This window comes from Embleya sp. NPDC050493, assembly GCF_044458105.1.
GTDB lineage: Bacteria > Actinomycetota > Actinomycetes > Streptomycetales > Streptomycetaceae > Embleya.
This window is the reverse complement of sequence record NZ_JBITHP010000005.1, coordinates 156,028-181,185: the sequence shown is the minus strand read 5'-3', so window position 1 is coordinate 181,185 and position 25,158 is coordinate 156,028. Positions and strand designations below refer to the sequence as shown.

General features: G+C 70.5%; 19 protein-coding genes. 12 read left to right on the top strand and 7 right to left on the bottom strand.

Features of this window, described 5'->3' with window-relative positions; translation table 11 throughout:
• Positions 1–299: 299 nt before the first annotated feature.
• The 5 genes from ACIBM5_RS12875 (at position 300) to ACIBM5_RS12855 (ending at position 3,123) form a co-directional block, all read left to right on the top strand.
• The gene (locus ACIBM5_RS12875; protein ID WP_396006891.1) at positions 300–707 is read left to right on the top strand and encodes a hypothetical protein; all 408 of its coding nucleotides are present in this window, start codon (positions 300–302) and stop codon (positions 705–707) included.
• 96 nt (positions 708–803) lie between these two features.
• Positions 804–1,415 (top strand): hypothetical protein, encoded by a 612-nt coding sequence (locus ACIBM5_RS12870; protein ID WP_396006890.1) that lies wholly within the window; start codon positions 804–806, stop codon positions 1,413–1,415.
• Positions 1,416–1,522: 107 nt separating this feature from the next.
• Entirely contained in the window at positions 1,523–1,645 is a 123-nt protein-coding gene (locus ACIBM5_RS12865; protein WP_396006889.1) for a hypothetical protein, read from the top strand.
• A complete protein-coding gene (locus ACIBM5_RS12860) occupies positions 1,642–2,058 on the top strand; it encodes a type II toxin-antitoxin system death-on-curing family toxin (RefSeq protein ID WP_396006888.1) in 417 nt (138 codons plus the stop codon). The genes ACIBM5_RS12865 and ACIBM5_RS12860 overlap by 4 nt, the downstream gene beginning before the upstream one ends.
• Before the next feature lie 54 nt (positions 2,059–2,112).
• Entirely contained in the window at positions 2,113–3,123 is a 1,011-nt protein-coding gene (locus tag ACIBM5_RS12855) for a hypothetical protein (RefSeq protein ID WP_396006887.1), read from the top strand.
• A gap of 84 nt (positions 3,124–3,207) precedes the next feature.
• On the opposite strand, the gene ACIBM5_RS12850 is transcribed toward ACIBM5_RS12855, so the two are convergent.
• From ACIBM5_RS12850 to ACIBM5_RS12840, 3 genes are all read right to left on the bottom strand, one after another.
• Positions 3,208–3,987 (bottom strand): tyrosine-protein phosphatase, encoded by a 780-nt coding sequence (locus tag ACIBM5_RS12850; RefSeq protein ID WP_396006886.1) that lies wholly within the window; start codon positions 3,985–3,987, stop codon positions 3,208–3,210.
• Between the two features lie 222 nt (positions 3,988–4,209).
• On the bottom strand, positions 4,210–6,441 hold the full coding sequence (glgX, locus tag ACIBM5_RS12845) for a glycogen debranching protein GlgX (RefSeq protein WP_396006885.1): 2,232 nt from the start codon (positions 6,439–6,441) through the stop codon (positions 4,210–4,212).
• Between the two features lie 178 nt (positions 6,442–6,619).
• Positions 6,620–6,967, bottom strand: a complete 348-nt coding sequence (locus ACIBM5_RS12840) for a hypothetical protein (protein ID WP_391581292.1) — start codon at positions 6,965–6,967, stop codon at positions 6,620–6,622.
• A 435-nt stretch (positions 6,968–7,402) separates the two neighbouring features.
• Here ACIBM5_RS12840 and ACIBM5_RS12835 point away from each other — a divergent pair, with 435 nt between their 5' ends.
• The 3 genes from ACIBM5_RS12835 to ACIBM5_RS12825 all read left to right on the top strand — a co-directional run bounded on the left by ACIBM5_RS12835 (position 7,403) and on the right by ACIBM5_RS12825 (position 10,263).
• Positions 7,403–7,867, top strand: a complete 465-nt coding sequence (locus tag ACIBM5_RS12835) for an NAD(P)H-binding protein (protein WP_396006884.1) — start codon at positions 7,403–7,405, stop codon at positions 7,865–7,867.
• A gap of 197 nt (positions 7,868–8,064) precedes the next feature.
• A complete protein-coding gene (locus tag ACIBM5_RS12830; RefSeq protein ID WP_396006883.1) occupies positions 8,065–9,342 on the top strand; it encodes an Ig-like domain-containing protein in 1,278 nt (425 codons plus the stop codon).
• Between the two features lie 147 nt (positions 9,343–9,489).
• Positions 9,490–10,263: an enoyl-CoA hydratase/isomerase family protein gene (locus ACIBM5_RS12825; RefSeq protein ID WP_391581289.1), complete on the top strand. Its 774-nt coding sequence runs from the start codon at positions 9,490–9,492 to the stop codon at positions 10,261–10,263.
• 88 nt (positions 10,264–10,351) lie between these two features.
• Here the strand turns inward: ACIBM5_RS12825 and ACIBM5_RS12820 are convergent, their stop codons facing one another.
• Together ACIBM5_RS12820 and ACIBM5_RS12815 are read right to left on the bottom strand one after the other, a co-directional pair.
• Entirely contained in the window at positions 10,352–11,032 is a 681-nt protein-coding gene (locus ACIBM5_RS12820) for a response regulator (RefSeq protein WP_391581287.1), read from the bottom strand.
• Positions 10,989–12,314: a sensor histidine kinase gene (locus tag ACIBM5_RS12815; protein ID WP_396006882.1), complete on the bottom strand. Its 1,326-nt coding sequence runs from the start codon at positions 12,312–12,314 to the stop codon at positions 10,989–10,991. The genes ACIBM5_RS12820 and ACIBM5_RS12815 overlap by 44 nt, the downstream gene beginning before the upstream one ends.
• A gap of 421 nt (positions 12,315–12,735) precedes the next feature.
• Here ACIBM5_RS12815 and ACIBM5_RS12810 point away from each other — a divergent pair, with 421 nt between their 5' ends.
• Positions 12,736–15,045, top strand: coding sequence for an MMPL family transporter (locus ACIBM5_RS12810; protein WP_396006880.1), 2,310 nt, complete (start codon positions 12,736–12,738; stop codon positions 15,043–15,045).
• 112 nt (positions 15,046–15,157) lie between these two features.
• Here ACIBM5_RS12810 and ACIBM5_RS12805 read toward each other — a convergent pair whose 3' ends face one another.
• Positions 15,158–16,357, bottom strand: coding sequence for an Ig-like domain-containing protein (locus tag ACIBM5_RS12805; protein WP_396006879.1), 1,200 nt, complete (start codon positions 16,355–16,357; stop codon positions 15,158–15,160).
• Between the two features lie 345 nt (positions 16,358–16,702).
• A complete protein-coding gene (gene glgP / locus ACIBM5_RS12800) occupies positions 16,703–19,315 on the bottom strand; it encodes an alpha-glucan family phosphorylase (RefSeq protein ID WP_396006878.1) in 2,613 nt (870 codons plus the stop codon).
• A gap of 599 nt (positions 19,316–19,914) precedes the next feature.
• On the opposite strand from glgP, the gene ACIBM5_RS12795 reads away from it, so the two are divergent.
• The 3 genes from ACIBM5_RS12795 to ACIBM5_RS12785 are packed head-to-tail and all read left to right on the top strand — an operon-like array spanning position 19,915 to position 25,138.
• Positions 19,915–21,999 (top strand): alpha-1,4-glucan--maltose-1-phosphate maltosyltransferase, encoded by a 2,085-nt coding sequence (locus tag ACIBM5_RS12795; protein WP_396007095.1) that lies wholly within the window; start codon positions 19,915–19,917, stop codon positions 21,997–21,999.
• A complete protein-coding gene (treS, locus tag ACIBM5_RS12790; RefSeq protein WP_355532028.1) occupies positions 21,996–23,690 on the top strand; it encodes a maltose alpha-D-glucosyltransferase in 1,695 nt (564 codons plus the stop codon). The genes ACIBM5_RS12795 and treS overlap by 4 nt, the downstream gene beginning before the upstream one ends.
• On the top strand, positions 23,687–25,138 hold the full coding sequence (locus ACIBM5_RS12785) for a maltokinase (protein ID WP_396006877.1): 1,452 nt from the start codon (positions 23,687–23,689) through the stop codon (positions 25,136–25,138). The genes treS and ACIBM5_RS12785 overlap by 4 nt, the downstream gene beginning before the upstream one ends.
• Positions 25,139–25,158 lie beyond the last annotated feature (20 nt).

Sequence of the window (25,158 nt, the reverse complement as noted above, 5' to 3'; positions counted from 1 at the left end):
TAACAACCCGCGCCTGTGACCCCACCTACCTACCCCACCGCGGTCAACCACTGCCCCCCGTCGGCCGGGGGGGCGGGGGGGCCTATACCCCCCCCCGCCCCCGCGGCCGTTCCGCGCTCGGGCCGACCCCCTCGGCCGGGCTCCCGCGGGTCGGGTCGGGGTCGGACTGCCGTTGCCGTAGGCCGAACAGGTGACGGAAATGCATCAACTTGTCGATGTGGCCCACGCAGTCGGGTTCGGCAGGCTGGGATGGAGCCTGCGGGGGCCCGGTTCGACCCGATTGGCGAAGGTACCGTCCCATGAGTGACTCGATCGGCAATCCCTACGCTCCGCGCCTGGTCGCCGCCGGCCAGACCTTCGACGTGATCGAGGTCGACGCGCGGTTGGGCCGCGAGGTGGTCGAGCACCTGCGTGCCGCGGGAGTTCGGGTCGGGCCGGTGATCCACGACCGGCGTTGCGCCAAGATGGGCTTCCTGGTCCCGGTCACCTCCCCGGCCCGCACCCGCCTCCGCGACCTCCGCGGCCCCAGTCGGCACGGCCGCGGCGCATGGGTCACCTTTCCCCCGCCCCGCGGCGAGGCCGGGCCCCTGGTCTGGTTCGTCCCACCCACCGAGAACCCCATCCCCACCCCGCTCGCCCCGCTCGACGCCGCCATCGCCCGCGCGGCGGCGGCCCTGATCGATCACGGCCACCCCCCGAACGGGTGAGCCGGCCCCGGCAACCGCGCGTCCCGGAAGCTCTCGCCGGCGGTGGGAGCGCGCCCATACGATGCGGGCTTCGGGGTCCGGACACGGGGGCGGCGCATGGGTGTGGTGGGACGGAAGGTCGAGGAGTTACGGGGCGAGGTGGTCGGGCATCTCCGGTGCCGGCGGCGGATTCGGCAGTGGATCGCGATCGGGTTCGCACTCGGGCTGCTGATCGGCGCGGGCCTTGCCGCGGGCGCGGCGGCGCTGTACTGGCCGGAGAAGGACAAGCCGCTGAAGATGACCATGCGCGAGTGGGAAATACCGGTCAAGGCCCCGGCCGTGCTCAGCGGACCGGCCACGTTCACCGTGCAGGGCCTCACCTGCGGGATCGAATGGATCACCGGCACCCACGCCGAGCACTTCGCCCAGGGCCGCCTGTGCCGGGTCAAGGTCTCCATCGCCAACACCTCGCTGGCCACGGTGCACATCGCCAACCTGGAGCAGCGCCTGGTCCTGCCGGACGACAGCCGACTCGGCATGGACCTGGAATCGATGGAGATCAAGCGCCAGCTCCGCGAGTTCACCCTCGGCGCCTCCGACACCCTGGTCGAGGACCTGTGGTTCGACCTCCCCAAGGGCGTCTCCCCCACCGCGATCCTCCTCCGCGCCAACGCCGACACCCCCCAGGGCCGCGCCGAACTCCCCCGGCACGACTGGTCGAGGAAGTAGAGCAGGCAACGGGCGGCGACCGGTCGTCCGCGGAGGTTCCGGGCCCGCGTCGTCGCGCTCCGGGAAATGCGCGGGCGGGGTGGGGGCGGGGGTCGTAGGGTTTGCGCATGTCCGAGGATGCCCGGCGGGAAGCCGATGTGCAGCAGGAAGCCGCGGTGCGGGTCCGGGAGTTGGCGCGGAGGTTTGCCGAGCGGCATCCCGAGCTGTTGCGGCGGTTGAAGGAGGCGTGAGCGACGTGTACCTGCTCACCGCCGCCGACGCGATCGCCGTCGCCGAGGAGACCACCGGGAACCCCGGGATCCGTGACCACGCGCTGATCGAGTCCGGCGTGGCCCGCCCCGGCGCGTCCGCGTTCGGCGTCGACGCCTATCCCGACCCCTGGGCCAAGGCCGCCGCGCTGTTGCACTCGATCGTGGCCAATCACCCGTTCCTGGACGGCAACAAGCGGACCGGCCTGGTGGCCGCCGTGGTCTTTCTCGAATACAACGGGATCGACGTCGAACTCCTGGACGAGGACGCGACGTTCGACCTGATCATGGCCGTGGCGGACGGTTCGCTGAGCGAAATCCGGCCGATCGCGGACGCGTTGCGCGCCGCGTTGCGCGCCGGAGGGGGCGAGGAAGCCCCCGCCGACACCCCCTAACATCGGGGCGAGTCGGCGCCTGCACGGGGGCGCGTCGTCGAGAAAGGCGTACTTGTGACGCAGTCCTTCCATCCGCCCGGAGCCGCCGGAACCGATCGCAAGGCGATGTTCGCCTTCGGCTGGATTCCGCTGCCGAAGCGAGTCGCCGAGCGGTACTTCGTGCCCGACTATCGGCTGATCGGGCGCGATGTGACCCTGGAGCGGGTACGCGCGATCCGGTCCTGGCTCGGCCTCGGTGTGCTGGTCTGGATCGCGGTCACCTACGGCGGCGGCGAGGACGCCGCGCAGGGCTGGATGACAAGCTTCGTCGCGTCCGTCTTCGTGGCGATCATCGCGTGCCCGATCGCGGTGGGCATCATCGTCGTCCTGACCCGCTCGGACGTGCGGACCGAGACGCGCAAGAGCCTGATGTTGCCGCTGCGTTCGCTCGGCCTGTTCGTGATCGTCTCGGTGGCCACGCTCGGCGGCCTGACCTCGCTGGCGTACGGATCCCGAAAGGTCAACGCGGGCGCCGACGTGGGCTCGTTCTTCATCACGCTGCTCGGTCTGATCGTGTCGCTGTGGGTGCTGCGCTTCTGGTTCCTCGCGGTCCGGGCGATCCCCCAGCACCTGTTCCGCGCGGTCGACGGACACCCGCTGCTGCCCGCGGTGATCGCGCCCTGGCTCTCGTGGTGTGGCGCGCTGGTCGACCTGGGTGACGACGGCGGCAAGGGTGCGCTGCCGACCGGCGTACGGCTGGTCGGCACCCTCGGCGGCCCGATCACCATCACGCTGATGTCGCTGTGGGAGATCCGCCGGGTACGCAGCCGCTACGGCGTCACCTTCCGCGGCGGACCGCACCCGACCCGCCGGCCGGCGCCGGTCCCGCCGCCGATGCCGCTGTTCCCGAACCAGGCCAACCCGTGGCAGCCGCAGCCCGCACAGCCGCAGGGGTTCTTCCCGCCGGGGCCGTTCCCGCCCGCCCCGCCGCACCAGGCGTCCAACCCGCAACAACACCCGGCCTGGCAGCAGCCGCACTCCGGGTACCACCGGCCCCCGCCGCCGTGGGGCCCGCCGCGCGGCTGACCCCGTGTGCCGCCGGGGATGGGCGGTCCGGCCCACCCCCGGCGGGCGGGACACGGTCCACCGCCGGCCCGTCGACACCTGCTGCTACTGCGTCAACAACCGCTCCCGCAACCGCGCGACCTGCGCGTCGGTCAGCCCCAGCCCGTCCCGCACGTAGCCCTCGACCGACCCGTACCGTTCCTCCGCCGTGTCGAACGCCGTGTTCAGGTAGTCCTCGTGCACGTCGAAGACCGGCTCGAGGTGGGCGGGGTCGAAGCCGCGCTCGGCGATGTGCCGGAGAATCTCCGCGTTCTTTTCCGCGAGGTGCTTCGCGCTGGCCAGATAGTCCTCGACGACGGTCGCACGCGGCACCCCGAGCAGGGTGAGCAGCACCGCCGAGGTCCACCCGGTCCGGTCCTTGCCCTGCGAGCAGTGGAACACCGTCGGCGCGTCCACGGCCGCCATCCGCGCGAACACGTCGCGGTTGGCGGTCCGGGCGCCCTCGGTGGTCACGAAGCGCCGGTACACCTCGCACATCAGGTCGCGCCCGGCGGTGCCGCCGAGCAGTTCGCCCGCGCGGTCCGGGTCGGCGAACACCTCGCCGAACAGCTCGTCGTTCTGGCGCCCCATCACGTCCGCGATCAACAGCTCGGCGCCGTCCGGCACCCGGTCCGGCTCGCGGTCGCGCTCGGTGTCCGAGCGCAGGTCGATCACCAGACCGATGCCCAGTCGCAGCAGCGTCGCGGCGTCCGTGGCATCCACCTCGCCCAGGCCGTCGGAGCGGTACACGAGACCCGTGCGCACCTTGCGACCGTCCGCGGTGGCATGCCCACCCGCGTCACGAAAGTTCGGGGCGGTGACCAGGATCGGCGTCGGGGACGTCATGGTGCGCGGTCCTTCGCTTCGAGGAGATGCCGGGCGAGCGGATGCCGGACGGGCGGCTGCCGGGGGGCGAGTGTCTCCACCCTACGTGAGCGTACGGCGGAGGATGTCGCTGCCCGCATCCGGCGATGTCGACGATCGCCCCCGGCCCATCGGACGTCCGCACTCGGCCGTCTCGACACCGCTTCCGCCATCCCCGGGCGGCGCCCGCACCGGGCACCGCCGCTACGTGGGCGCCCACACCGCGTGCTCGACCCGCAACAACATCGCCGAGCGCCCGGCCAGCCGCAGCCCGCTGCCGCCCGCGACCGGCTCGCTGTAGCGCGCCATCGGGTCGCCCTCCAGCGCCGTGTCCAGGACCACCTCGTAACTGTGCGCCCACGGCTCGTCCGGCAGGGTGAAGCGCATCGGCTGCGAGGACGCGTGCAGGATGAACAGGAAGCTGTCGTCCAGGATGCGTTCGCCGTGCGGGCCCCGGCGGTCGATGTCCAGGCCGGACAGGTACATCCCCAGCGTCGCCGTCGGCGCGAACCAGTCCTTGCGGGTCATCTCGCGCCCGCCGGGCGTGAACCAGGCCAGATCGCGCAACCCGTCCGGCGCCACCGGGCGACCCGAGTAGAACGCCCGCCGGCACAACACCGGATGCGCCCGGCGCAGCCGGATCAGTCGGGCGGTCAGATCGAGCAGCGGCCGCCACTGCGGCGAGTCCAGCGCCGACCAGTCCAGCCAGGACAACTCGTTGTCCTGGCAGTAGGCGTTGTTGTTGCCCGCCTGGGTGCGGCCCATCTCGTCGCCGGAGGTGATCATCGGGACACCCGTGGACAGCAGCAGGGTGGTCATCAGATTGCGGATCTGCCGCCTGCGCAGCGAGACCACGTTCGGGTCCGACGTCTCGCCCTCGTAGCCGTGGTTCCACGACCGGTTGTTGTCGGTGCCGTCCCGGTTGTCCTCGCCGTTCGCCTCGTTGCGCTTGCGCTCGTAGGTGACCAGGTCGCGCATCGTGAAGCCGTCGTGCGCGGTGACGAAGTTGATCGAGGCGTACGGGTTGCGCCCGTCGCGCTGGTACAGGTCGGACGAGCCGGACAGCCGGTAGGCCAACCCGCGCACGTCCGGGTGGGCGCCTCGCCAGAAGTCGCGGACCGCGTCCCGATACTGGTCGTTCCACTCCGTCCACAGCGGCGGAAACGCGCCCACCTGATAGCCGCCGGCGCCCAGGTCCCACGGCTCGGCGATCAGCTTGACCCGGGACAACACCGGGTCCTGGGCGATCACGGTCAGGAACGAGGACAGCATGTCCACGTCGTGCGTCGACCGGGCCAGGGCCGCCGCCAGGTCGAACCGGAAGCCGTCCACACCCATCTCGATCACCCAGTAGCGCAGCGAGTCGGTGATCAGTTGCAGTACGTGCGGCCGCACCACGTCGAGCGTGTTCCCGCAGCCGGTGTAGTCGGTGTAGTGCCGGCCCCCGTCGGCCAACCGGTAGTAGCCGCCGTTGTCGATGCCTCGAAAGCACAGCGTGGGCCCGGCCGGTCCGCCCTCGCCGGTGTGGTTGTAGACCACGTCCAGGATCACTTCGAGTCCGGCCGCGTGCAGCGCGTGCACCATGTCCCGGAACTCGTGCACCTGACCGCCGCGTCCGCCCGCCGAACTGTAGCCGGCGTGCGGCGCGAAGAAGCCCACCGTGTTGTAGCCCCAGTGGTTGGTCCGCCCGCCGCGCAACAGGTGTTCCTCGGACACGAACTGATGCACCGGCAACAACTCGACCGCGGTCACCCCGAGTCGGACCAGGTGGTCGATCGCGGCCGGGTGGGCCAGGCCCGCGTAAGTGCCGCGCAGGTGGTCCGGGATGCGCGGGTGGCGTGCGGTGAAGCCCTTGACGTGCAGTTCGTAGATGACACTCTCGGCCCACGGGATCTTCGGCCGCCGGTCCTGCGACCAGTCGCTGTCGTCCGCCACGACCACCGACTTGGGGACGTAGGCGGCCGAGTCGCGATCGTCGCGCACCGTGTCGTCCCGGCCGCGCACGTGTCCGAACACCGCGTCGTGCAGTACGAAATCGCCGTCCACGGCTCGCGCGTAGGGGTCCAGGAGCAGCTTGGCCGGGTTCCAGCGGGCACCCCGACCCGGCTCCCAGCGCCCGTGCACGCGGTAGCCGTACCGCTGTCCGGGGCGCACGCCGGGCACGTAGCCGTGCCATACCCGGAACGTCTGCTCGCGCAGCGGCAGCCGGCTCTCGCGCAGCGTCCCGTCCGGTCCGTCCTCGAACAGGCACAGGTCCACCGCCTCCGCGTCGCCGGCCCACAGCGCGAAGTTGGTGCCCGCGCCGTCGAAGCGCGCACCGAGCGGCAGCCGGCGACCCGGCCAGGGCGGCGGCACCCGGCCGTTGGGCGTGGCGTATCCGCCGAGCACGCCACCCGCATCGACCTCGGGGTCCGTCGATTCCCATTCGAGCGTCACGGCCCGCCTCCCATCCCGGTCCCCAGGATGTTCCCGCCGGGCGCCCACGCCTACACGCCCGCGCCCGGATCACCCGGACGAGAGCCCGTCCCGGTACGCCGCTGCGGCGGCATCCCCCGAGGGATGCCGCCGCAGCGGAGTGACGATCGGCCGGGTCGGTGCGGCCGATCGGGTCTGCTCAGAACCAGGGGTGCCAGTGGTGGATCGCCGTGGAGGTCTCGGCGATGTTGGCATTGCCCTGATCGATCACCACGACGCCCGAGTTGCCGTTGACGCCCGCGGTGTTGTTCTGGTTCGAGGCCCCGGCGCCGGTCGCACTCTGCTGGGTCGCGTTGTAGTTCCCGTCCACGCCGCCGAGCACGTTCCCGCTGCCACTGTTGGTGGTGGTGGAGGTCGTGGTCGACGCGTTCGAGCCGTTGTCGCCGACGGTGCCGTTGCCACCGTCGGCGCAGGCGGCGCCGGCGCCCAGGAAGAGCAGGCCGGCGGCGAGCGGGGCGACGGCGAGAGTGCCGAGCTTGCGGTTCATGTGGATCCTCCGTGTGTCGCGGATCCGGGCTGGGCCCGGGGCATCCCATCAGGTGCACGGGCCGCTGCGGGGGGCGAACGATCCGACCTCCGAAGCGACTTCGTGTGACCAAGCTGTCGCAAACAGTGACAACAAATCCAGTCACATGGCCCGGCTTCGCTCGGGAGAGTGACATGGGAGCCCCCCAACCCCCAACGAGCGCCGACACGGAGGGTTGCGGCAAAGGCGGGATTTCCGCCGATTCGGCCTAGAGTTTCGGCCATTGTGGCCGGATTTCATGGCTTTGTCGATGAACGGTAAGTAACCATGGCGTCGTTCCCTACCGGCCGAGCGCGGAAATGCACGTCGGTTCACTCCGTGGGACCGCACCGGGGGGCGCGTGCTCCCGTCTTCACGCGAGCTTCACGAATGCCGGGTTTAAGTAAGGTTGCCGGTATGCCCGTCGTAGTCACCGGAGCCGACCAACCTCTCGGTCGCGCCGTCGCGCTCGAACTCGCGGCCTCGGACGGAGAGGTGCGGGCCACCGTCCGCGACCGCGGCGCGGTCGGCGCGCTGCGTGCGGCCGGCATCCGGGTCGCGGTGAGCGACCTGTGCGACCCGGGGCGACTGGGCGCGGTGCTGGAGGGCGCGCACACCGTGCTGCACCTCGATCGCGGCGAGGGCGGGGACGGTTCGCCGGGTGACACCTGGGAGTGGTTGCTGGAGGCCGCGGAGGGTACGGATCTCCAGCGGATCGTCACGGTCCTGCCACAGCCGACGACCCTTCCTTTGGCCCAAGAGGGCGAACGGGAGTACGAATTGATCATCCGTCAGTTGCCGGCCGGCGGTTCCGATCGGCCGGGATACCCGGATCCGGCGCTGGTCCACGAGCTGGTGGAGGCCGATCGGCGGGCCGAGTGAGGCGCGTCGACGCGGCGCAATCGCGGTCCACCGGCCGCCCGTTGTCCGAGAGGATGGCGGGGATGGCCGCATTTGCCCGCGAGGGACCGGGACTTCGGAACCGCGTTGGATGTTCGATTCGTCACATGGGTTGGGAGATGTGGCTTTCGGCCCAGGCCGGGTCACGACTCGGCTCCGGATGAAGGGACTACCCGTACATGTCAGCAGGATCGAAGGCGCTCTCGTCGAAGTGGTCACCGGCTCGATGGCGCGTGGTGCCCGCACTGATGCTCGGCGCGCTCCTGCTCGTGTCGGGCTGTAGCTCCGACGACGGCAAGGACGACGGCAGGAAGCCCGAGGGCGGGAACACCTCGACGACCAAGGGCGACGGGAAGAAGGGCGCGGATCCGGCCGCGATCACGCTGACCCCGGCGGACGGCGCGACCGCGATCGACCCGCAGGCGCCGATCACGATCGCGGTCAACGGGGGCAGGCTCGGCGAGGTCAAGGTCGTCAACGCGCAGAACGAACCGGTCGACGGCGCACTCGACCCCGACGGCAAGACCTGGAAGCCCAAGGTCGCCTTCACCCTCGGCGGCAAGTACACGGTCACCGCGACCGCGACCAACGCCGACAACACGCCCACCACCGCCCGCGCGACGTTCGGCACGTTGTCCGGCGACAAGAAGGTCACCGCGAGGTTCAGCCCCGAGGACGGCGCCACCGTCGGCGTCGGCTACCCGGTGTCGCTGACCTTCGACTACCCGGTCCGCAATCGCGCCGCCGTGGAGAAGGCGCTGTCCGTCGACGTCGAGCCCAAGGTCGAGGGCGCCTGGCACTGGTTCGACAACACCCGGGTGGACTACCGACCGAAGGACTACTGGGCGCCCGGCACGAGCGTGAAGGTCAACCTCAACCTGCGCGGGGTCGACGTCGGCAACGGCGCGATCGCCAACCAGTTCAAGAGCTACAGCTTCAAGGTGGCCGCCACCAAGCGGATCGCCATGGTGGACGTGAAGGCGCACACCATGAAGGTGTACGAGAACGACCAGTTGATCAAGACCATCCCGATCACGGCCGGCAAGTCGCCGAAGTACAGCACGTGGAACGGGAAGATGGCGATCACCGAGAAGTTCGAGAAGACCCGGATGAACTCGCAGACCGTGGGCCTGGGCAGCGAATACGACATCGACGACGTCCCGTTCGCGATGCGCGTCACCACGTCGGGCACCTTCGTGCACGGCAACTACTGGGCCGACCCGAGTGTCTTCGGCAGCGAGAACACCAGCCACGGCTGCGTCTCGATGACGAAGGAGAACGCCAAGTGGCTGTACGACCGGGTGATCCCGGGCGACGTCGTGGACATCTCCGGTTCCGACGAGCGCACCGTGGACCCGGACAACGGCTTCGCCGACTGGAACCTGCCCTGGGACAAGTGGATCGCGAGCAGCACGCCGGGCAGCGGCGCGCCGACGACCACGACGCCGACGCACTGAGGGCCGGAGGCCGCGCTCGGGCGGCCGCGCCGACGGGGTCGAGACGGGGTCGAGGCGCACCCGCCGACGGCCCCGCTCGCGGCTGCGTGGGGGGCCGGCGCCTAAGGTCGGATCAGAGCACATCAGGGCTGACCAAAGGAGAGCGTCATGGGCGAATTCGTCAATCTGGAAGTGGCCGACGGCGTCGGCACGATCCGGCTGAGCCGGCCGCCGATGAACGCGCTGAACCGGCAACTCCAGGAGGAGCTGCGGGCGACGGCGCAGGAGGCGGGCGAACGCGCCGACGTGCGCGCGGTCGTCCTCTACGGTGGCGAGAAGGTCTTCGCGGCGGGCGCGGACATCAAAGAGATGGCCGACATGTCCTACACCGACATGGCCGACCGGGGTGCCGCCCTCCAGTCCTCCTTCACCGCGGTCGCCGAAATCCCCAAGCCGGTGGTCGCCGCGATCACCGGCTTCGCGCTCGGCGGCGGCTGCGAACTCGCGCTGTGCGCGGACGTCCGCGTCTGCGCCGACACCGCGAAACTCGGCCAACCGGAAATCACCCTGGGCATCATCCCCGGCGCGGGCGGCACCCAGCGCCTCCCCCGCCTGATCGGCCCGTCCAAGGCCAAGGACCTGATCTTCACCGGCCGCTTCGTGGCCGCCGACGAGGCCCTGGCCATCGGCCTGGTCGACCGGGTCGTTCCGGCCGAGGACGTGTACACCGAGGCGGTGAAGTGGGCCGCCCGGTTCGCCGACGGCCCGGCCTACGCGCTGCGCGCGGCCAAGGAGGCGATCGACCGCGGCCTCGACGTCGACCTGGACACCGGCCTGGAGATCGAACGCCTCCAGTTCACCGCCCTGTTCGCCACCGAGGACCGCGGCACCGGCATGCGCGCCTTCGTGGCCAAGGAGAAGCCCAAGTTCACGGGACGCTGATCGCGGACCTGCGACGGCCGCGGAGCCCGGGGGTGCGGCCCACGGGCTCCGCTGTCCGCACGACCGCGCCGCACAGCCCCGCAGGGCCCTACGGCGTCCGTCCCGCCTGGACCAGGCCGGATTCGTAGGCGAAGACGACCGCCTGGGCGCGGTCGCGCACGCCGAGTTTGGCGAACAGGCCCGTGGCGTGGTTCTTGACGGTCTGCACGCCGATGCTCATCGCCTGGGCGATCTCGGCGTTGTCCAGACCCGCGGCGATCAGGCGGAGCACCTCCACCTCGCGCGGGGTGAGGTCGCGCAGGGCGGTGGTCGAGGGCTGCGGGGCCGAGGGCGCCTTGACGAAGGATTCGATCAGCCGGGTCAACAGCCGCGGCGCGACCGCCGCCTCGCCGAGGTGCACGGTGTAGACCGCCGCGATCAACTCCTCGGGGGACACGTCCTTGGGCAGGAAGCCGATCGCGCCCGCGCGCAGCGCGCCGACCACGTACTCGTCCATGTCGAACGTGCTCAGCGCGAGCACCCGGCACTCGGGCAGTTCCTCGGTCAGCCGGGCGGTGGCCTTGACGCCGTCGAGCACGGGCATCCGGATGTCCATCAGGATCACGTTCGGGCGCAGTCGGTGGGCCGCCTCGATGGCCTGCGCGCCGTCGCCCACCTCCCCGATCACGTCGATGCCGGGATCGGAGCGCAGGATCATGGCCAGGCCCCTACGCACGAGCGGTTGATCATCCGCGAGCAGCACGGTGATCGGGGGTGCGTCCACGCTCATCTCGGTTCCGGTCCTCTCCTGGCTCCATCGGCGGCAACGGCACGAGCGCGGCGACGCGATACCCGCCCTCGGGTCGCCTGCCCGCCTCCAGCGTGCCGCCGTGCACGGCGACGCGCTCGCGCATACCCAGGAGACCGTACCCGCCGCCCACCATCGCCGACCCACCGCCGTCGCCGTCGTCGCAGATCTCCACGGTGACCCGGTCCGAGCCGTATTCGAGGCGCACGAAGGCACGCGCGTTGCCCGCGTGCTTGCGCGCGTTCGTGAGCGCCTCCTGCGCGATCCGGTACAGGGTGAGCGCGGTCGCGGGCGGGAGCGCCCGCGGCTCGCCGAGTTCCTCGAATTCGACGGGCAGACCGGCCGCGCGCGACTCGGTGATCAGCCGGTCGATCTCGTCGATCCCCGGCTGCGGTTCCGAGGGCGCGTCCTCGGCGACGTCCGAGCTGCGCAGGACGCCGAGCAGTTGGCGCATCTCGCGCAGCGCCGTGCGGCCGGACGACTCCAGGGTGACCAGCGCGGCCCGGGCGGTGTCCGGATCGCGGTCGAGGGTGGAGCGCGCGCCGCCGGACATCAGGTACATCGTGGTGATGTGGTGCGCCACGATGTCGTGCATCTCGCGCGCGATCCGCCGACGCTCCTCGGCCACCGCCCGATCCGCCAGCAGCTGCCGGTTCAGCTCCACCTGCTCCTGCCACCTGCGCACCCCGATCCCGGCCGCGCTCGCCACACAGATCGCGGACAGATCGGCGAGCACCGCCATCGGCAGCGACCATCCGATCCGGACGCCGCACACCACCTGACTCGCCAGCACGGCGACCCCGGTAAGGGCGACCACGCGCCGGGAGCGGTAGCGGGCCACCGAGTACAGCCCGACGGTGAGTGACACGCCGAAGTTGTACTCGCTCGGCGCGGCGATCAGGATCGCCACCAGGCTGAGCGCGGCCACCACGCCGAGCACGTGCACCGGATACCGGCGGCGTACCGCCGTCGACGCGGCGCCCGCCAGGAGCAGCAGCAGGCCGACCACGTATCGGTGCGGCCCGCCGCCGTGTTCGGACAACGCGAACGAGGCGAGGTCGGCCGCGGCGCAGCCGAGCGCGATCAGCGGGTCGCTGCGGCGCCACGGGAAGGCCCGGACCCGGCGTTCGGCCATCCCCAGGAGGTCGGCCGGCGGCCCCGGGGCGGCCGGCGGGCGTCCGGCGACGGCCGACGGCGCCGCGGCGCCCGGCTCGATGACGGCCGGCGCGCCGCCCCCGGCCGCCGAGCGATGGTCGGCACCCATCCGCAGGCCTCCTTCATGATGTCGTGCGGTTCGTTCGGCCGCGGCCGGCCCGCTTCGTTTGCCCGCCGCCCGCCCGATGCCTCCCCCGGGCACCCGGCGCCGGCGCACACCGACCGTCGTCCCGGTCGCGGACGCGGCCCGCGGCGACACGCGGCTGTTCGACCCATTCCATCCTCTCCGCCCCTGTTCCTGAACCCCATCAGCGACGATCCCCGGCCCCGGACCGGAGTCCTGGTTGCGCGGTACTCCCGGACCGAGGTCCCGGTCCGCAGCCGTTCCCCCGGTCGATGTCCGCAGGGGGGCGCGCGTGATGACCTTGAGTCAGTCCGGAGTTCCCGTATCGAGCTCCCGCGTTTCGACCCGACGGCGGAGAAGGAAAATGATCCGTAGAACAACCGCGTTCGCCACTCGTCATCGATGGATGACCATCATCGTCTGGGCGGTTTTCGGTCTCGCCCTGACCGCCGTCGGGCAACCGTTGATGAACAGCGTCACCGATTCTTCGACGGGCGACTTCCTGCCGAAGAAATACGACTCGGCGGCGGCTCTGCAGATCGCCGAGAAGAAGTTCGACGAAAAGCCCGACCCGAACCTGGTGACCGTGCTGGTGGCCCGCGCGGACGGCGCCAAGATCGGGCAGGCGGACCAGCGGAAGATCGCCGACACCTCGGCCGCCCTGGCCAAGAAGCCGATCAAGGCGGAGCCGGAGCAGTTCGCGAAGGACTTCTCGCAGACGCCGCGCTACACCGTCGGGTTGGTCGCGCCGGACGGGACGTTCCAACTGGTCTCGCTGTCGCTGAGCGGCAATATGAACGACGTCGGTCTCCAGGACGTCTATCGGGATGCCCGTGATCTGGCGAAGACCGATTACGAGGCCGCCGGATTCCGGGTCGGATTCACCGGTGGTATCGCGAACACGGTCGACAACCTGGACGAGGAGAAGGACACCGAGGCTCTCGTCGGCATGTTGACGATGGGTCTCATCGTCCTGCTGAACGTGTTGGTCTTCCGCAGCGTCCTGGCCGCCCTGCTGCCGCTGCTCGCGGTGACGCTCATCGGCGGTGTGGCCGTCGGGGCGGTGGCGGGCAGCGCGAAGCTCCTGGACATCAAGCTCGACCCGTCCGTGCCGTCGCTGATCACCGTGGTCCTGCTCGGCATCGGCATCGACTACTTCCTGTTCCTGATGTTCCGCTTCCGTGAGGAGTTGCGCGCCAACCCGGACATGGACAAGCGCGAGGCCGCCGCGATCACCGCGGGTCGGGTGGGCAACGCGATCACCTGCGCGGCCCTGACCATCGTGGCGGCGTTCGCCACGCTCGGCATCGCCAGCTTCGGTCAGTTCAAGGTGCTCGGCCCGGCCATCGCCGTCTCGGTGCTGGTGGCGCTGCTCGGCAGCCTGACCCTGATGCCCGCACTGCTCGCGGTCACCGGTCGCGGGATGTTCTGGCCGGCCCGTGCGTGGAAGAAGGAGCGTCCGGCGGGCTTCGCCGCCCGTCTGGGCGAGAAGGTCAGCGCCCGTCCGGTGCGCTACCTGGTCGGCAGCCTGGTCCTGCTGGGCGCGCTCGGCGCCGGTGCGGTCGGCGTCAAGATGAGCTACGACCAGCATGGTCAGCCCACCACCAACGCGACCCGGACCGCCGAGGAGATCTCCCGCTCGCTGCCGGCGGGCGTGTCGGACCCGCACACCGTGTACGTGCAGACCAAGGCGGGCGGCAAGCTCGACCAGCGCTCGCTCACCGGGCTGACCGGCGCACTGGGCAAGGTCGAGGGCGTCGGTCAGGTTGCCGCTCCGGTCCTCAACCCGGACGGTTCGGCCGCTCGGATCGATGTGTTCCTGGCCGCGAAGGCCGACACCCAGAAGGCGCGTGACCTGATCACCGGCCCGGTCCGGGGCACCATCGCGAAGAACACCCCGAACGGCGCCGAGGCGCACATCACCGGAACGGCGGCCATCTTCGCCGACGTGTCGACCGCGGTGAACAAGGACCTCAAGCTGGTCTTCCCGGTCGCCGCGATCCTGATCGCGTTGATCCTGTTCCTGCTGCTGCGCTCGCTGCTGGCGCCGCTCGTGCTGATGCTCGCGGTCGGCCTGGGCTTCGTGGCCACCCTCGGCGCCGGCACGCTGGTCTTCCAGCACATGCTCGACCGACCCGGTGTCTCCTTCACCCTGCCGCTGGTGCTGTTCCTGTTCGTGGTCGCGCTGGGCACCGACTACAACATCCTGATGAGCGACCGGCTCCGGGAGGAGATGGACAAGCCCATCCCGGCCCGCAAGGCCGTGGCCAAGGCGGTCGAGCACACCGCACCCGCGATCGCCACGGCCGGTCTCGTCCTGGCCGGCTCCTTCGCCAGCCTGGCGGCCAGCCCCGCCACCGCCGAGATCGGCTTCGCCACCGCCGTCGGCATCCTGCTCTCCTCGATGCTGCTCTCCATCGTGCTGGTGCCCGCGATCGCCGCGATCCTGGGCCGGGGCCTGTGGTGGCCGCGCCGGGGCAAGGCCAAAGGGCACGGCGGGGCGGGCACGCCCGAGGCGTACGACCACCGGGACGCGGACCGCACGCTCGTGACCGAGCCGCAGATGGTCGGCGGCTACGGGCCCGCGCCGTACCAGGGACAGCAGCCCTACCAGGCTCAGCAGCCGTACCAGGCTCAGCAGCCCTACCCCGGGCAGCAGCCCTACCCGGGGCAGCCGTACCGGCAGCAGTACGGCCCGGACCAGCCGCACGGCTGACCGGGGCAAAAACCCTACGAACACCCCGAAGGGGGCGGAGCCGGTGACCCGGCACCGCCCCCTTCGGGCGTACGCGCCACGCGGATTCGGCGCGGTCGAACGGTCGGATCGATCAGCTCGCCGCCGTCCAGCCGGCCCAGTCCATCGACCAGCCGCTCCAGCCGTTGTCCGGGGCGATCACCTTGTCGGGCGAGTGGATCACCTCGACCACGTCGCCGATCAGCGACTCCTTGTAGAACCACGCGGCGGCCGTGTTCGGGTCGCCGCCGCCCTTGACGTCCTGCAGGCTGACGCAGCCGTGGCTGGTGTTCTCCTTGCCGAACGGCGGCGGGTCGCGCCAGTAGTTGCCGTGCACGTAGGTGCCGGTGACGCTGAGCCGCATGCCGTGCGGAACGTCCGGAATGTCGTACACGCCCTTGGCCAGGCCCACCGACTGGGAGTTCATGTGCACCGTGGGCTCTTTGGACATGATCGTCATCTTGCCGTTGTACGTGGTGTTCTCCGGGTCGCCCAGGCTGGCCGGCAGCTTCTTGAGCACCGCGCCGTCGCGGGTGACGGTCAGCGTGTGCGCGGTGTTGTCGGCGACGCTGGTCTGCGCGCGGCCGACGGTGAAGGTGACGTCCTTCTTCTGCTTGCCGTAGACGCCCGGGGAGGTCTGCTTGCCGTCCAGGTCCAGGTGCAGGGTCACCTTGGTGCCGGGCGTCCAGTACTTCTCCGGGCGGAAGTCCAGCCGCTGGTTGCCGAACCAGTGACCCTTGACGTCGACCGCGGGCTCCGAGGTGACGGTGACCGCCCGGTTCACCACCGCCTTGTCCCTGACCGGCTTGGTGAACTCCAGCGACACGATCATGCCGACGCCGTACGTTTCGTTCGCGTCGATGTTGAACACGCCGTAGTTGGTGTTCGCCGGGGTCAGCGTGGTGAACGAGGACTGCAGCGCCGAGACCAGCCCGGCGGCATCGGTCGCGGTCGCGGACACCGCGTACTTGGTGCCGGTCTGCAACGCCGACGAAGGCACCCAACTGGCCCCGTCCGGCGCGATCGTGCCCTCGACCGGCTTGCCGCCCTCGGAGCCGGTCACGGTGACCCGGGTCAGCTTCCCGGCGCTGGCGCTCACCTTCAACGCGCCGTCGGTGGCCACCCCGGTCGCGCCGTCCTCGGGGGCGATGGTGACCACCGCCCGGGAGGTCTTGGGCGCACCGTCGCCGCCGGGTGCCTTGGTCCCGGCGATCGGCTCGACCTTGTCGTCCTTCCCGGTCTTCTTCTCGTCACCCCCGCTGCACGCTCCCGCACCCAGGAGCGCGACACACACGGCGAGCGCCGGCAGGGCCCTGCGTATCCGTCGTCGCGAGCGAGGTCTCCGTGCATCCGGACCGGATGTCGCCCCTGCTGCCGTCGTCGGCATGGATCTCCCTAAGTCGCTGCGCTACCAGAGGAGATGACGACATTTCCCACCCTCGCCGTTACGACCCGGCGGTATGAGGTGGATCACCCGCCCCGGCGCGGAACCGTACCCGGGGGTCGGCCGTCCGCGAGGCGGATCACCAGGGCCCGACCCACGCGCGGCGGCGACTCGTTCGGCCGGCACGCCGGTGAGACGCCTCGGGCCCCACCGCCTCGAAGGACGGTGGGGCCCGCAGGCGATCCGGTCACCACGTCAGCGCAGCGGCATGCCCTCCGCGAAGCCCTCGCTCTCCGGAGGCACCGCGATCAGGCCCAGTTCGGCCGGACTCGCGAGCAGCGGGTGGGTCGGCATCACCCGGACGGTGTAGCCGAACGGGCCGGTCCGGTCCAGGGCGAGGGTGCCCTCGTAGAACCGGCGACCGTGCTCGTCCCGGTGGCCCGCCTTGAGCGGGGCCACCGTGCCCTCGATGATCCGGTCCGCGTCGTCGACCCGGCCGTGCACGACCTGGACCTCGACGTCGGCGGGCGCGAGTTCGCCCAGCGAGACGAAGACCCGCAGGTTCAGCGTGTTGCCGACCTCGGGCGCGTCCCCTATCCCGCCCGACTCCACGTGATCGACCCGCACGCCGGCCCAGGACCGCCGCACGTGCGCCTTCCACTCGGCCAGCTCCCGCGCGGCCGACCCGGTGATCGCCCGGCCGGACAGCGCCGCCGGTGCGTACAGCACGTCGACGTAGTCCTTGACCATGCGATCCGCGAGCACCTTCGGACCGAGCGTGGCCAGCGTGTGCCGGACCATTTCCAGCCATCGGGTCGGCAGGCCCTCGGGCCCCCGGTCGTAGAACCGGGCCGCGACCGAGTTCTCGATCAGGTCGTACAGCGCCGCCGCCTCCAGGTCGTCCCGGCGGTCGACGTCGGTGATCCCGTCGGCGGTCGGAATCGCCCACCCGTTCGAACCGTCGTACCACTCGTCCCACCACCCGTCCAGGATGGACAGGTTCAGGCAGCCGTTCAGCGCGGCCTTCATCCCGGAGGTACCGCACGCCTCCAGCGGACGCAGCGGGTTGTTCAGCCACACGTCGCACCCGGGGTACAGGTGCTGGGCCATCGCGATGTCGTAGTCCGGCAGGAACACGATCCGGTGTCGTACGTCCTCGCGGTCGGCGAACCGCACCAACTCCTGGATCAGCCGCTTGCCGCCCTCGTCGGCCGGGTGCGCCTTGCCCGCGATCACGATCTGCACCGGCCGTTCCGGGTGCAGCAACATCCCGCGCAGCCTGGCCGGATCCCGCAGCATCAGGGTGAGCCGCTTGTAGGACGGCACCCGTCGAGCGAACCCGATGGTCAGCACGTCCGGATCGAGCACGTTCTCGATCCAGCCCAATTCCGCGTCGCCCGCACCACGTTGCTTCCAGGACGCGCGCAGCCGCAGTCGGGCCTCGGTGACCAGCTTCGCGCGCAGCGCCCGGCGCAGCTCCCACACCGAGCCCGCCGACAGCCGGTCGATCGCCGCCCAGGCCGAGGGATCCTCGGCGAGTTCGACACCCGCTTCGCGGTCGGCCAGGTCGAGCACGTCGGCATCCACCCACGTGGGCGCGTGTACGCCGTTCGTGATCGAGGTAATCGGTACCTCGGTGGTGTCGAAGCCCGGCCACAGGCCGTCGAACATGCCCCGGCTGACCCGTCCGTGCAACTTGCTCACGCCATTGGCCCGTTGGGCGAGCCGCAGGCCCATCACGGCCATGTTGAACACGCCCGGATCGCCGTCCGGGTAGGTCTCCGCACCCAGCGCGAGGACCCGGTCCACCGGAACTCCCGGACAAGCGAGGTCGCCGCCGAAATGCCGCTGGATCTGGTCGCGCCCGAACCGGTCGATGCCGGCCGGGACGGGCGTGTGCGTGGTGAACACCGTGCCCGCCCGGGCGGCTTCCAGGGCCGCGTCGAAGTCCAGCCCCTCGCTCTGGGTGAACTCGCGGATGCGCTCGATGCCCAGGAACCCGGCGTGGCCCTCGTTGGTGTGGAACACCTCGGGCGCCGGATGACCGGTGATCTCGCAAAAAGCCCGCAAAGCCCGCACCCCGCCGATGCCCAGGAGCATCTCCTGATGCAAGCGGTGTTCGCTCGTGCCGCCGTACAACCGGTCGGTCACCTCGCGTTCGGCGGGCTCGTTCTCCTCGATGTCCGAGTCCAACAGCAGCAGTGGCACCCGGCCGACCTGGGCCTTCCAGATCCGCGCGTGCAACTCACCCGTCGGGAGTCCGATGACCACCCGTGCGGGTGCACCGTCGGCACCTCGAAGGAGGGTCAGTGGCAACTCGTTGGGGTCCAGCAGCGGGTAGCGCTCCTGCTGCCAGCCGTCTCGGGACAACGACTGCCGGAAGTACCCGTGGCGGTACATCAGGCCGACTCCGACGATCGGCACACCCAGGTCGCTGGCGGCCTTGAGGTGGTCGCCCGCGAGGATGCCCAAACCGCCGCTGTATTGCGGAAGTGCCGCGGTGATGCCGTACTCCGGCGAGAAGTACGCGATCGCCGCCGGCGGCGAATCCGGACTTGTGCCCGGCTCCGACAGGGTTTGGTACCAACGAGGTCCGGTCAGGTATTCGTGCAGGTCTTCGGCCGCCACCCGCAATCGGGCGAGGAAGCGGCGGTCGTCGGCAAGGGCGCCGAGTTTGTCGTTCGGCACGGTGCCGAGCAGGCGGACGGGGTCCCGGCCGACCGAGGCCCAGGTGTCCGGATCGATCGACTCGAACAGGTCGCGGGTCTCCGCGTGCCAGGACCAGCGGAGGTTCATCGCCAGTTCACCCAGTGGCTCCAGCGGAGCGGGCAGAACCGTACGCACGGTGAATCTGCGGATTGCTCTCACGCTGCGACCCTAGCCGGAAGGCGGCAGAACTTGCGACAGTGGATGCAGTGCGCTTGCAAAGCCGGCAAGATCTTGCGGATGGGTCTGGGGGCGTTTTTACACCATATGGACCGTGCCCCGAGCGACCCCATGATCGTTGAACAGCCGGGTCCTTCCGTCCCGTCGTACCGCGGACACACCAGACATCCACCGTCCACGGTCGCGGGCCGGTCCCCACCCGGTCCCCGCCTGGTGGTCGCGTCACGAGCAATGGCCGCCGCGCAGCGGTGAGAGGTGGACCCGAGCGATCCCACCGGTCGCCGCCGGGTCGGTTTTCCGCCACTCCCGGGTCCGGCAATCGGGGTATCGAGTGGGTTTCCGTACGGGTGCATCGCGCGCGAGGCGCACGAGATGCCCGTCCGTGGGTACAGGAGTTCGGCATGAGCAGTTCGGCTGGGAAGGACCCCGGGGGCGCTCGCGCACCCCGGGCGGGGCAGGTCGCGGCCGGCAAGGCCGCGGCACGGAAGACGACCGCCAAGAGGACGCGAGCCGCCGAGCCCGCGCCCGCGTCGGCCGGACCACCGGCGGCCGGCCCGGCCACGACCGGGGCGGACGCGGTGTTGCCGGAGGCGGCGAACCGCGCCGCCGCGCCGACCACCGCTACCGCCAAGTCGCCGGTGCGCGCCGGGAAATCGGCCAAACCGGTGACACCACGCATCGGGCGCATCCCGATCCTCGACGTCGAACCGGCCGTCGACGGCGGCATCCGGCCGGCCCGGGCCGTCCCGGGCGAGACGTTCCACGTGGCCGCCACGGTCTTTCGCGAGGGCCACGACGCGGTGTCGGCCAACGTCGTGTTGCGCGATCCGCGCGGCCGGGCGGGCGCGTTCACCCCGATGCTCCCGGGCGCGCCCGGGACCGACCGGGTGCACGCGAGCATCACGCCGACCACCGAGGGCCTGTGGTCCTACGCGATCGAGGCGTGGGGCGACCCGATCGCCACGTGGCGGCATGCCGCCGGCATCAAGGTCCCGGCCGGCCTGGAGGTCGACCTGGTGCTGGAGGAGGGCGCGCAGTTGCTGGAGCGGGCCGCCGCCGGCGTGCCCAAGAAGGACGGCCTGCGGGCGGTCGTACTGGCCGCGGTGGACGCGGTCCGGGACGAGACGCGCAGCCCCGCCGAGCGGCTGGCGGCGGCGAACTCGGCCGCACTGGACGAGGTGCTGGCCGAGCATCCGCTGCGCGAATTGCTCACCACGTCGGCTCGCTACCCGCTGCGGGTCGAGCGGGAGCGGGCGCTGTACGGGTCCTGGTACGAGTTCTTCCCGCGCTCCGAGGGCGCGGTCGTGGACCCCACCGGCAACCGCCCGCCGCGCAGCGGCACCTTCCGTACCGCGATGGAACGCCTGCCGCAGATCGCCGCGATGGGCTTCGACGTGGTCTACCTGCCGCCGATTCACCCGATCGGCCGAGCGTTCCGCAAGGGGCCCAACAACACCCTCGAAGCGGGCGAGCACGATCCCGGCTCGCCGTGGGCGATCGGCTCGCCCGAGGGCGGGCACGACGCGATCCACCCCGACCTGGGCACGATCGAGGACTTCGACGCGTTCGTGGCCCGGGCCCGCGAACTGCGGATGGAGGTGGCGCTGGACTTCGCGCTCCAGGTCTCCCCCGACCACCCGTGGGTCGACAAGCACCCGGAGTGGTTCCGCCACCGCGCCGACGGCACCATCGCCTTCGCGGAGAATCCGCCGAAGAAGTACCAGGACATCTATCCGATCGACTTCGATGCCGACTTCGAGGGCCTGGTCGCCGAGACGCTGCGGGTGCTGCGGCACTGGATGGCGCACGGGGTGCGGATCTTCCGGGTGGACAACCCGCACACCAAGCCGGTGATGTTCTGGGAGCAGGTGATCGCCACGATCAACGCGACCGACCCGGACGTGATCTTCCTGGCCGAGGCGTTCACCCGACCGGCGATGATGCGCACGCTGGCCAAGGTCGGCTTCCAGCAGTCCTACACGTACTTCACCTGGCGCAACGGCAAGCACGAACTTCAGGAATATCTCACCGAGTTGACCACCGGCGAGGCGTCCTCCTACATGCGGCCGAACTTCTTCGTGAACACGCCCGACATCCTGCACGCCTATCTGCAGTACGGCGGGCCGGCCGCGTTCAAGATCCGGGCCCTGCTCGCCGCCACGCTGTCCCCGTCGTGGGGCGTCTACTCGGGCTACGAGCTGTACGAGCACCGGGCCGTCAAGGCGGGGAGCGAGGAGTACCACGACTCGGAGAAGTACCAGCTGCGGCCGCGCGACTGGGCCGGTGCCGAACGCGAGGGACGCTCGCTGGCGCCGTACATCACCACGTTGAATCGGATGCGCCGACGCCACCCGAGCCTGCAACGTCTACGAAACCTGACCTTCCATCACGTGGACGACGATGCGGTCATGGCCTTCTCCAAGCGCACCCGTGTGGGTGACGTAGACGACCTGGTCCTGGTCGTGGTGAACCTGGATCCGCACAACACGCACGAGGCGACCGTCGCCCTGGACCTGCCCGCCCTCGGGGCGGACTGGCAGGACACCTTCGCGGTGCAGGACGAGTTCACCGGAGCCGGTTACCGCTGGGGTCGGCACAACTACGTGCGGCTGGATCCCGCGCACGAGCCCGCGCATCTCTTCTCGGTCCGGAGGAACAGCCCGTGATCGTCAACGAACCCGTCCGCGACACCTTCGACGACACCCCGTCGCGGGATCGCGATCCCCTGTGGTTCAAGCGAGCCGTCTTCTACGAAGTCCTCGTGCGGTCCTTCCAGGACAGCAACGGGGACGGGGTGGGCGACCTGAAGGGCCTGACCCAGAAGCTGGACTATCTCCAGTGGCTCGGCGTCGACTGCCTGTGGTTGCCGCCGTTCTTCGCCTCGCCGCTGCGCGACGGCGGCTACGACGTGGCGGACTACACCGCCGTGCTGCCCGAGTTCGGCGACCTCGCCGACTTCGTCGAGTTCGTCGACTCGGCGCACAAACGCGGCATGCGGGTGGTGATCGACTTCGTGATGAACCATACGAGCGATCAACACATGTGGTTCCAGGAGTCGCGGAACAACCCGGACGGACCCTACGGCGACTACTACATGTGGGCCGACGACGACAAGGCGTACGGCGACGCCCGGATCATCTTCGTCGACACGGAGTCCTCCAACTGGACCTACGACCCGGTGCGCAAGCAGTACTTCTTCCACCGTTTCTTCAGCCACCAGCCGGATCTCAACTACGAGAACCCGCGTGTGCAGGAGGAGATGCTCGCCGGGCTGCGCTTCTGGCTGGACCTGGGCATCGACGGATTCCGGCTGGACGCGGTGCCGTACCTGTTCGCTCAGGAGGGCACCAACTGCGAGAACCTGCCCGCGACCCACGAATTTCTCAAGCGGGTGCGCAAGGAGATCGACGACAAGTACCCGGACACCGTGCTCCTGGCCGAGGCCAACCAGTGGCCCGAGGACGTGGTGGACTACTTCGGCGACGGGGACGAATGCCACATGGCGTTCCACTTCCCGGTGATGCCGCGCATCTTCATGGCGGTGCGCCGCGAGTCGCGCTACCCGGTCTCGGAGATCCTGGCCGGCACGCCGTCCATCCCGGACAACTGCCAGTGGGGCATCTTCCTCCGCAACCACGACGAGCTCACCCTCGAAATGGTCACGGACGAAGAACGCGACTACATGTACAAGGAGTACGCGAAGGACCCGCGGATGCGGGCCAACGTGGGCATCCGCCGTCGGCTCGCGCCGTTGCTGGACAACGACCGCAACCAGATCGAGCTGTTCACGGCGCTGCTGCTGTCACTGCCGGGCTCGCCCGTCCTGTACTACGGCGACGAGATCGGCATGGGGGACAACATCTGGCTCGGCGACCGCGACGGTGTGCGCACGCCGATGCAGTGGACCCCGGATCGCAACGCGGGCTTCTCCACGTGCGACCCGGGTCGGCTGTACCTGCCGAACATCATGGACCCGGTCTACGGCTACCAGGTCACCAACGTCGAGGCGCAGATGTCCAACGCCTCCTCGCTGCTGCACTGGACCCGCCGGATGATCGAGGTCCGCAAGCAGAACCCGGCCTTCGGGCTCGGGGTGTACAACGAGCTGACCTCGTCCAATCCCAGCGTGCTGGCGTTCCTTCGCGAATACGAGGACGACATCGTGCTGTGTGTTCACAACTTCTCGCGCTTCGCCCAGCCCACCGAGCTGGATCTGCGGCAGTTCGAGACGTATGAACCGGTCGAGCTGCTCGGGGGGGTGACGTTCCCGGCGATCGGTGAGCTGCCGTATCTGCTCACCCTCGCGGGGCACGGTTTCTATTGGTTCCGCCTCACCCGTGGAGAAATGACGCTGTGACGGATTCCACCCGACCCCACGATCCGACTGCCTCCGCGGTGATCGCTCTGCTGCGCGACTGGCTGCCGCAGCAGAGATGGTTCGCCGGCAAGGGCCGGCCTCTTCGTGGGGCCGGCGTGGTCCACAGTCTCGAAGTGGTCTCCGGCGATCCCGCGCTGCACCACATGTTGCTGCGGGTCGAGCACGGCGGCACACCCGAGCACTATCAACTCCTGCTGGGGGTCCGCGAGACCCTGCCGCCCCGGCTCGCCCACGCGCTGATCGGCCGGCTGCCCAACGGCCACAGCCTCTACGACGCGGTGCACGACGCCGAACTGACCCGGTGGTTGCCGGAACGGTTCGTCGCGGCGGACACCGTGGGCCCGCTGGCCTTCCACCGCCCCGGCGCACAGGCCCCCGACCCCGAGCACGTCGGCCTGGTGATCGGCGCCGAGCAGTCGAACACGTCGATCATCTTCGGCGACGACGTGATCCTCAAGCTGTTCCGGCGCGTGGTGCCCGGGGTCAATCCCGACCTGGAGGTCTCGCTCGCGCTGGCGGGGGCGGGCTCGCGGCGGATCCCCGCGCCGATCGCGTGGTTCGACATGCCGTTCCCGGACGCCGCCGAGGAGCCGACCACGCTCGGCATGCTCCAGGAATACCTGCGCACCGGCACCGACGGCTGGGAACTCGCCAAGACCTCGGTCCGCGACCTGTACGCCGGCCAGGAGGTGCGCGGCGCCGGTCCGCACGCGCACGAGACCGGTGGCGACTTCGCCGGCGAGTCCTTCCGGCTCGGCGCCGCCACCGCCGAGGTGCACGCCGACCTGGCCCGTTCGCTGCCCACCGCGGTGGCGGGCCGCACGGAGCTGGCCGCGATCGCCCGGGACATGGAGCGCCGGTTGCACGCGGCGGCCGAGGCGGTGCCGGATCTGGCGCCGTTCACCGACCGGTTGCGCGAGGCGTACCAGGACCTCGAGACGCTGGGCCGGGACGGGCATCCGGTCCCGTTGCAGCGCATCCACGGCGACTTCCACCTCGGCCAGGTGATGCGCACCGCCACCCGGTGGGTGCTGCTCGACTTCGAGGGCGAACCCGCCCGGCCGCTGAGCGAACGACGCTCGCTGCACTCGCCGCTGCGCGACATCGCGGCGATGTTGCGCTCGTTCGATTACGCGGCCCGGCATCTGCTGGCCGGGGGCGGCGGGTTCTGGGGTCGCGGGGCGCCTGCGCCACACCTGGTACGCCGTGCGGAGGAATGGGCGACCCGCAACCGGGAAGCCTTCTGTGCGGGGTACGCCGAGGCGGGCTCGTTCGACCCCCATTCCGAGCCCGTGCTGCTGCGGGCCTTCGAGACCGACAAGGCCGTGTACGAGGTCATGTACGAGTCGGGCAACCGACCCTCGTGGCTGCCGGTTCCGATGTCGGCGATCCGGCGCCTGGCCGAGCGTGCGCCGCAGCCGCACTGACGATCCGCCGATTCCCGTTC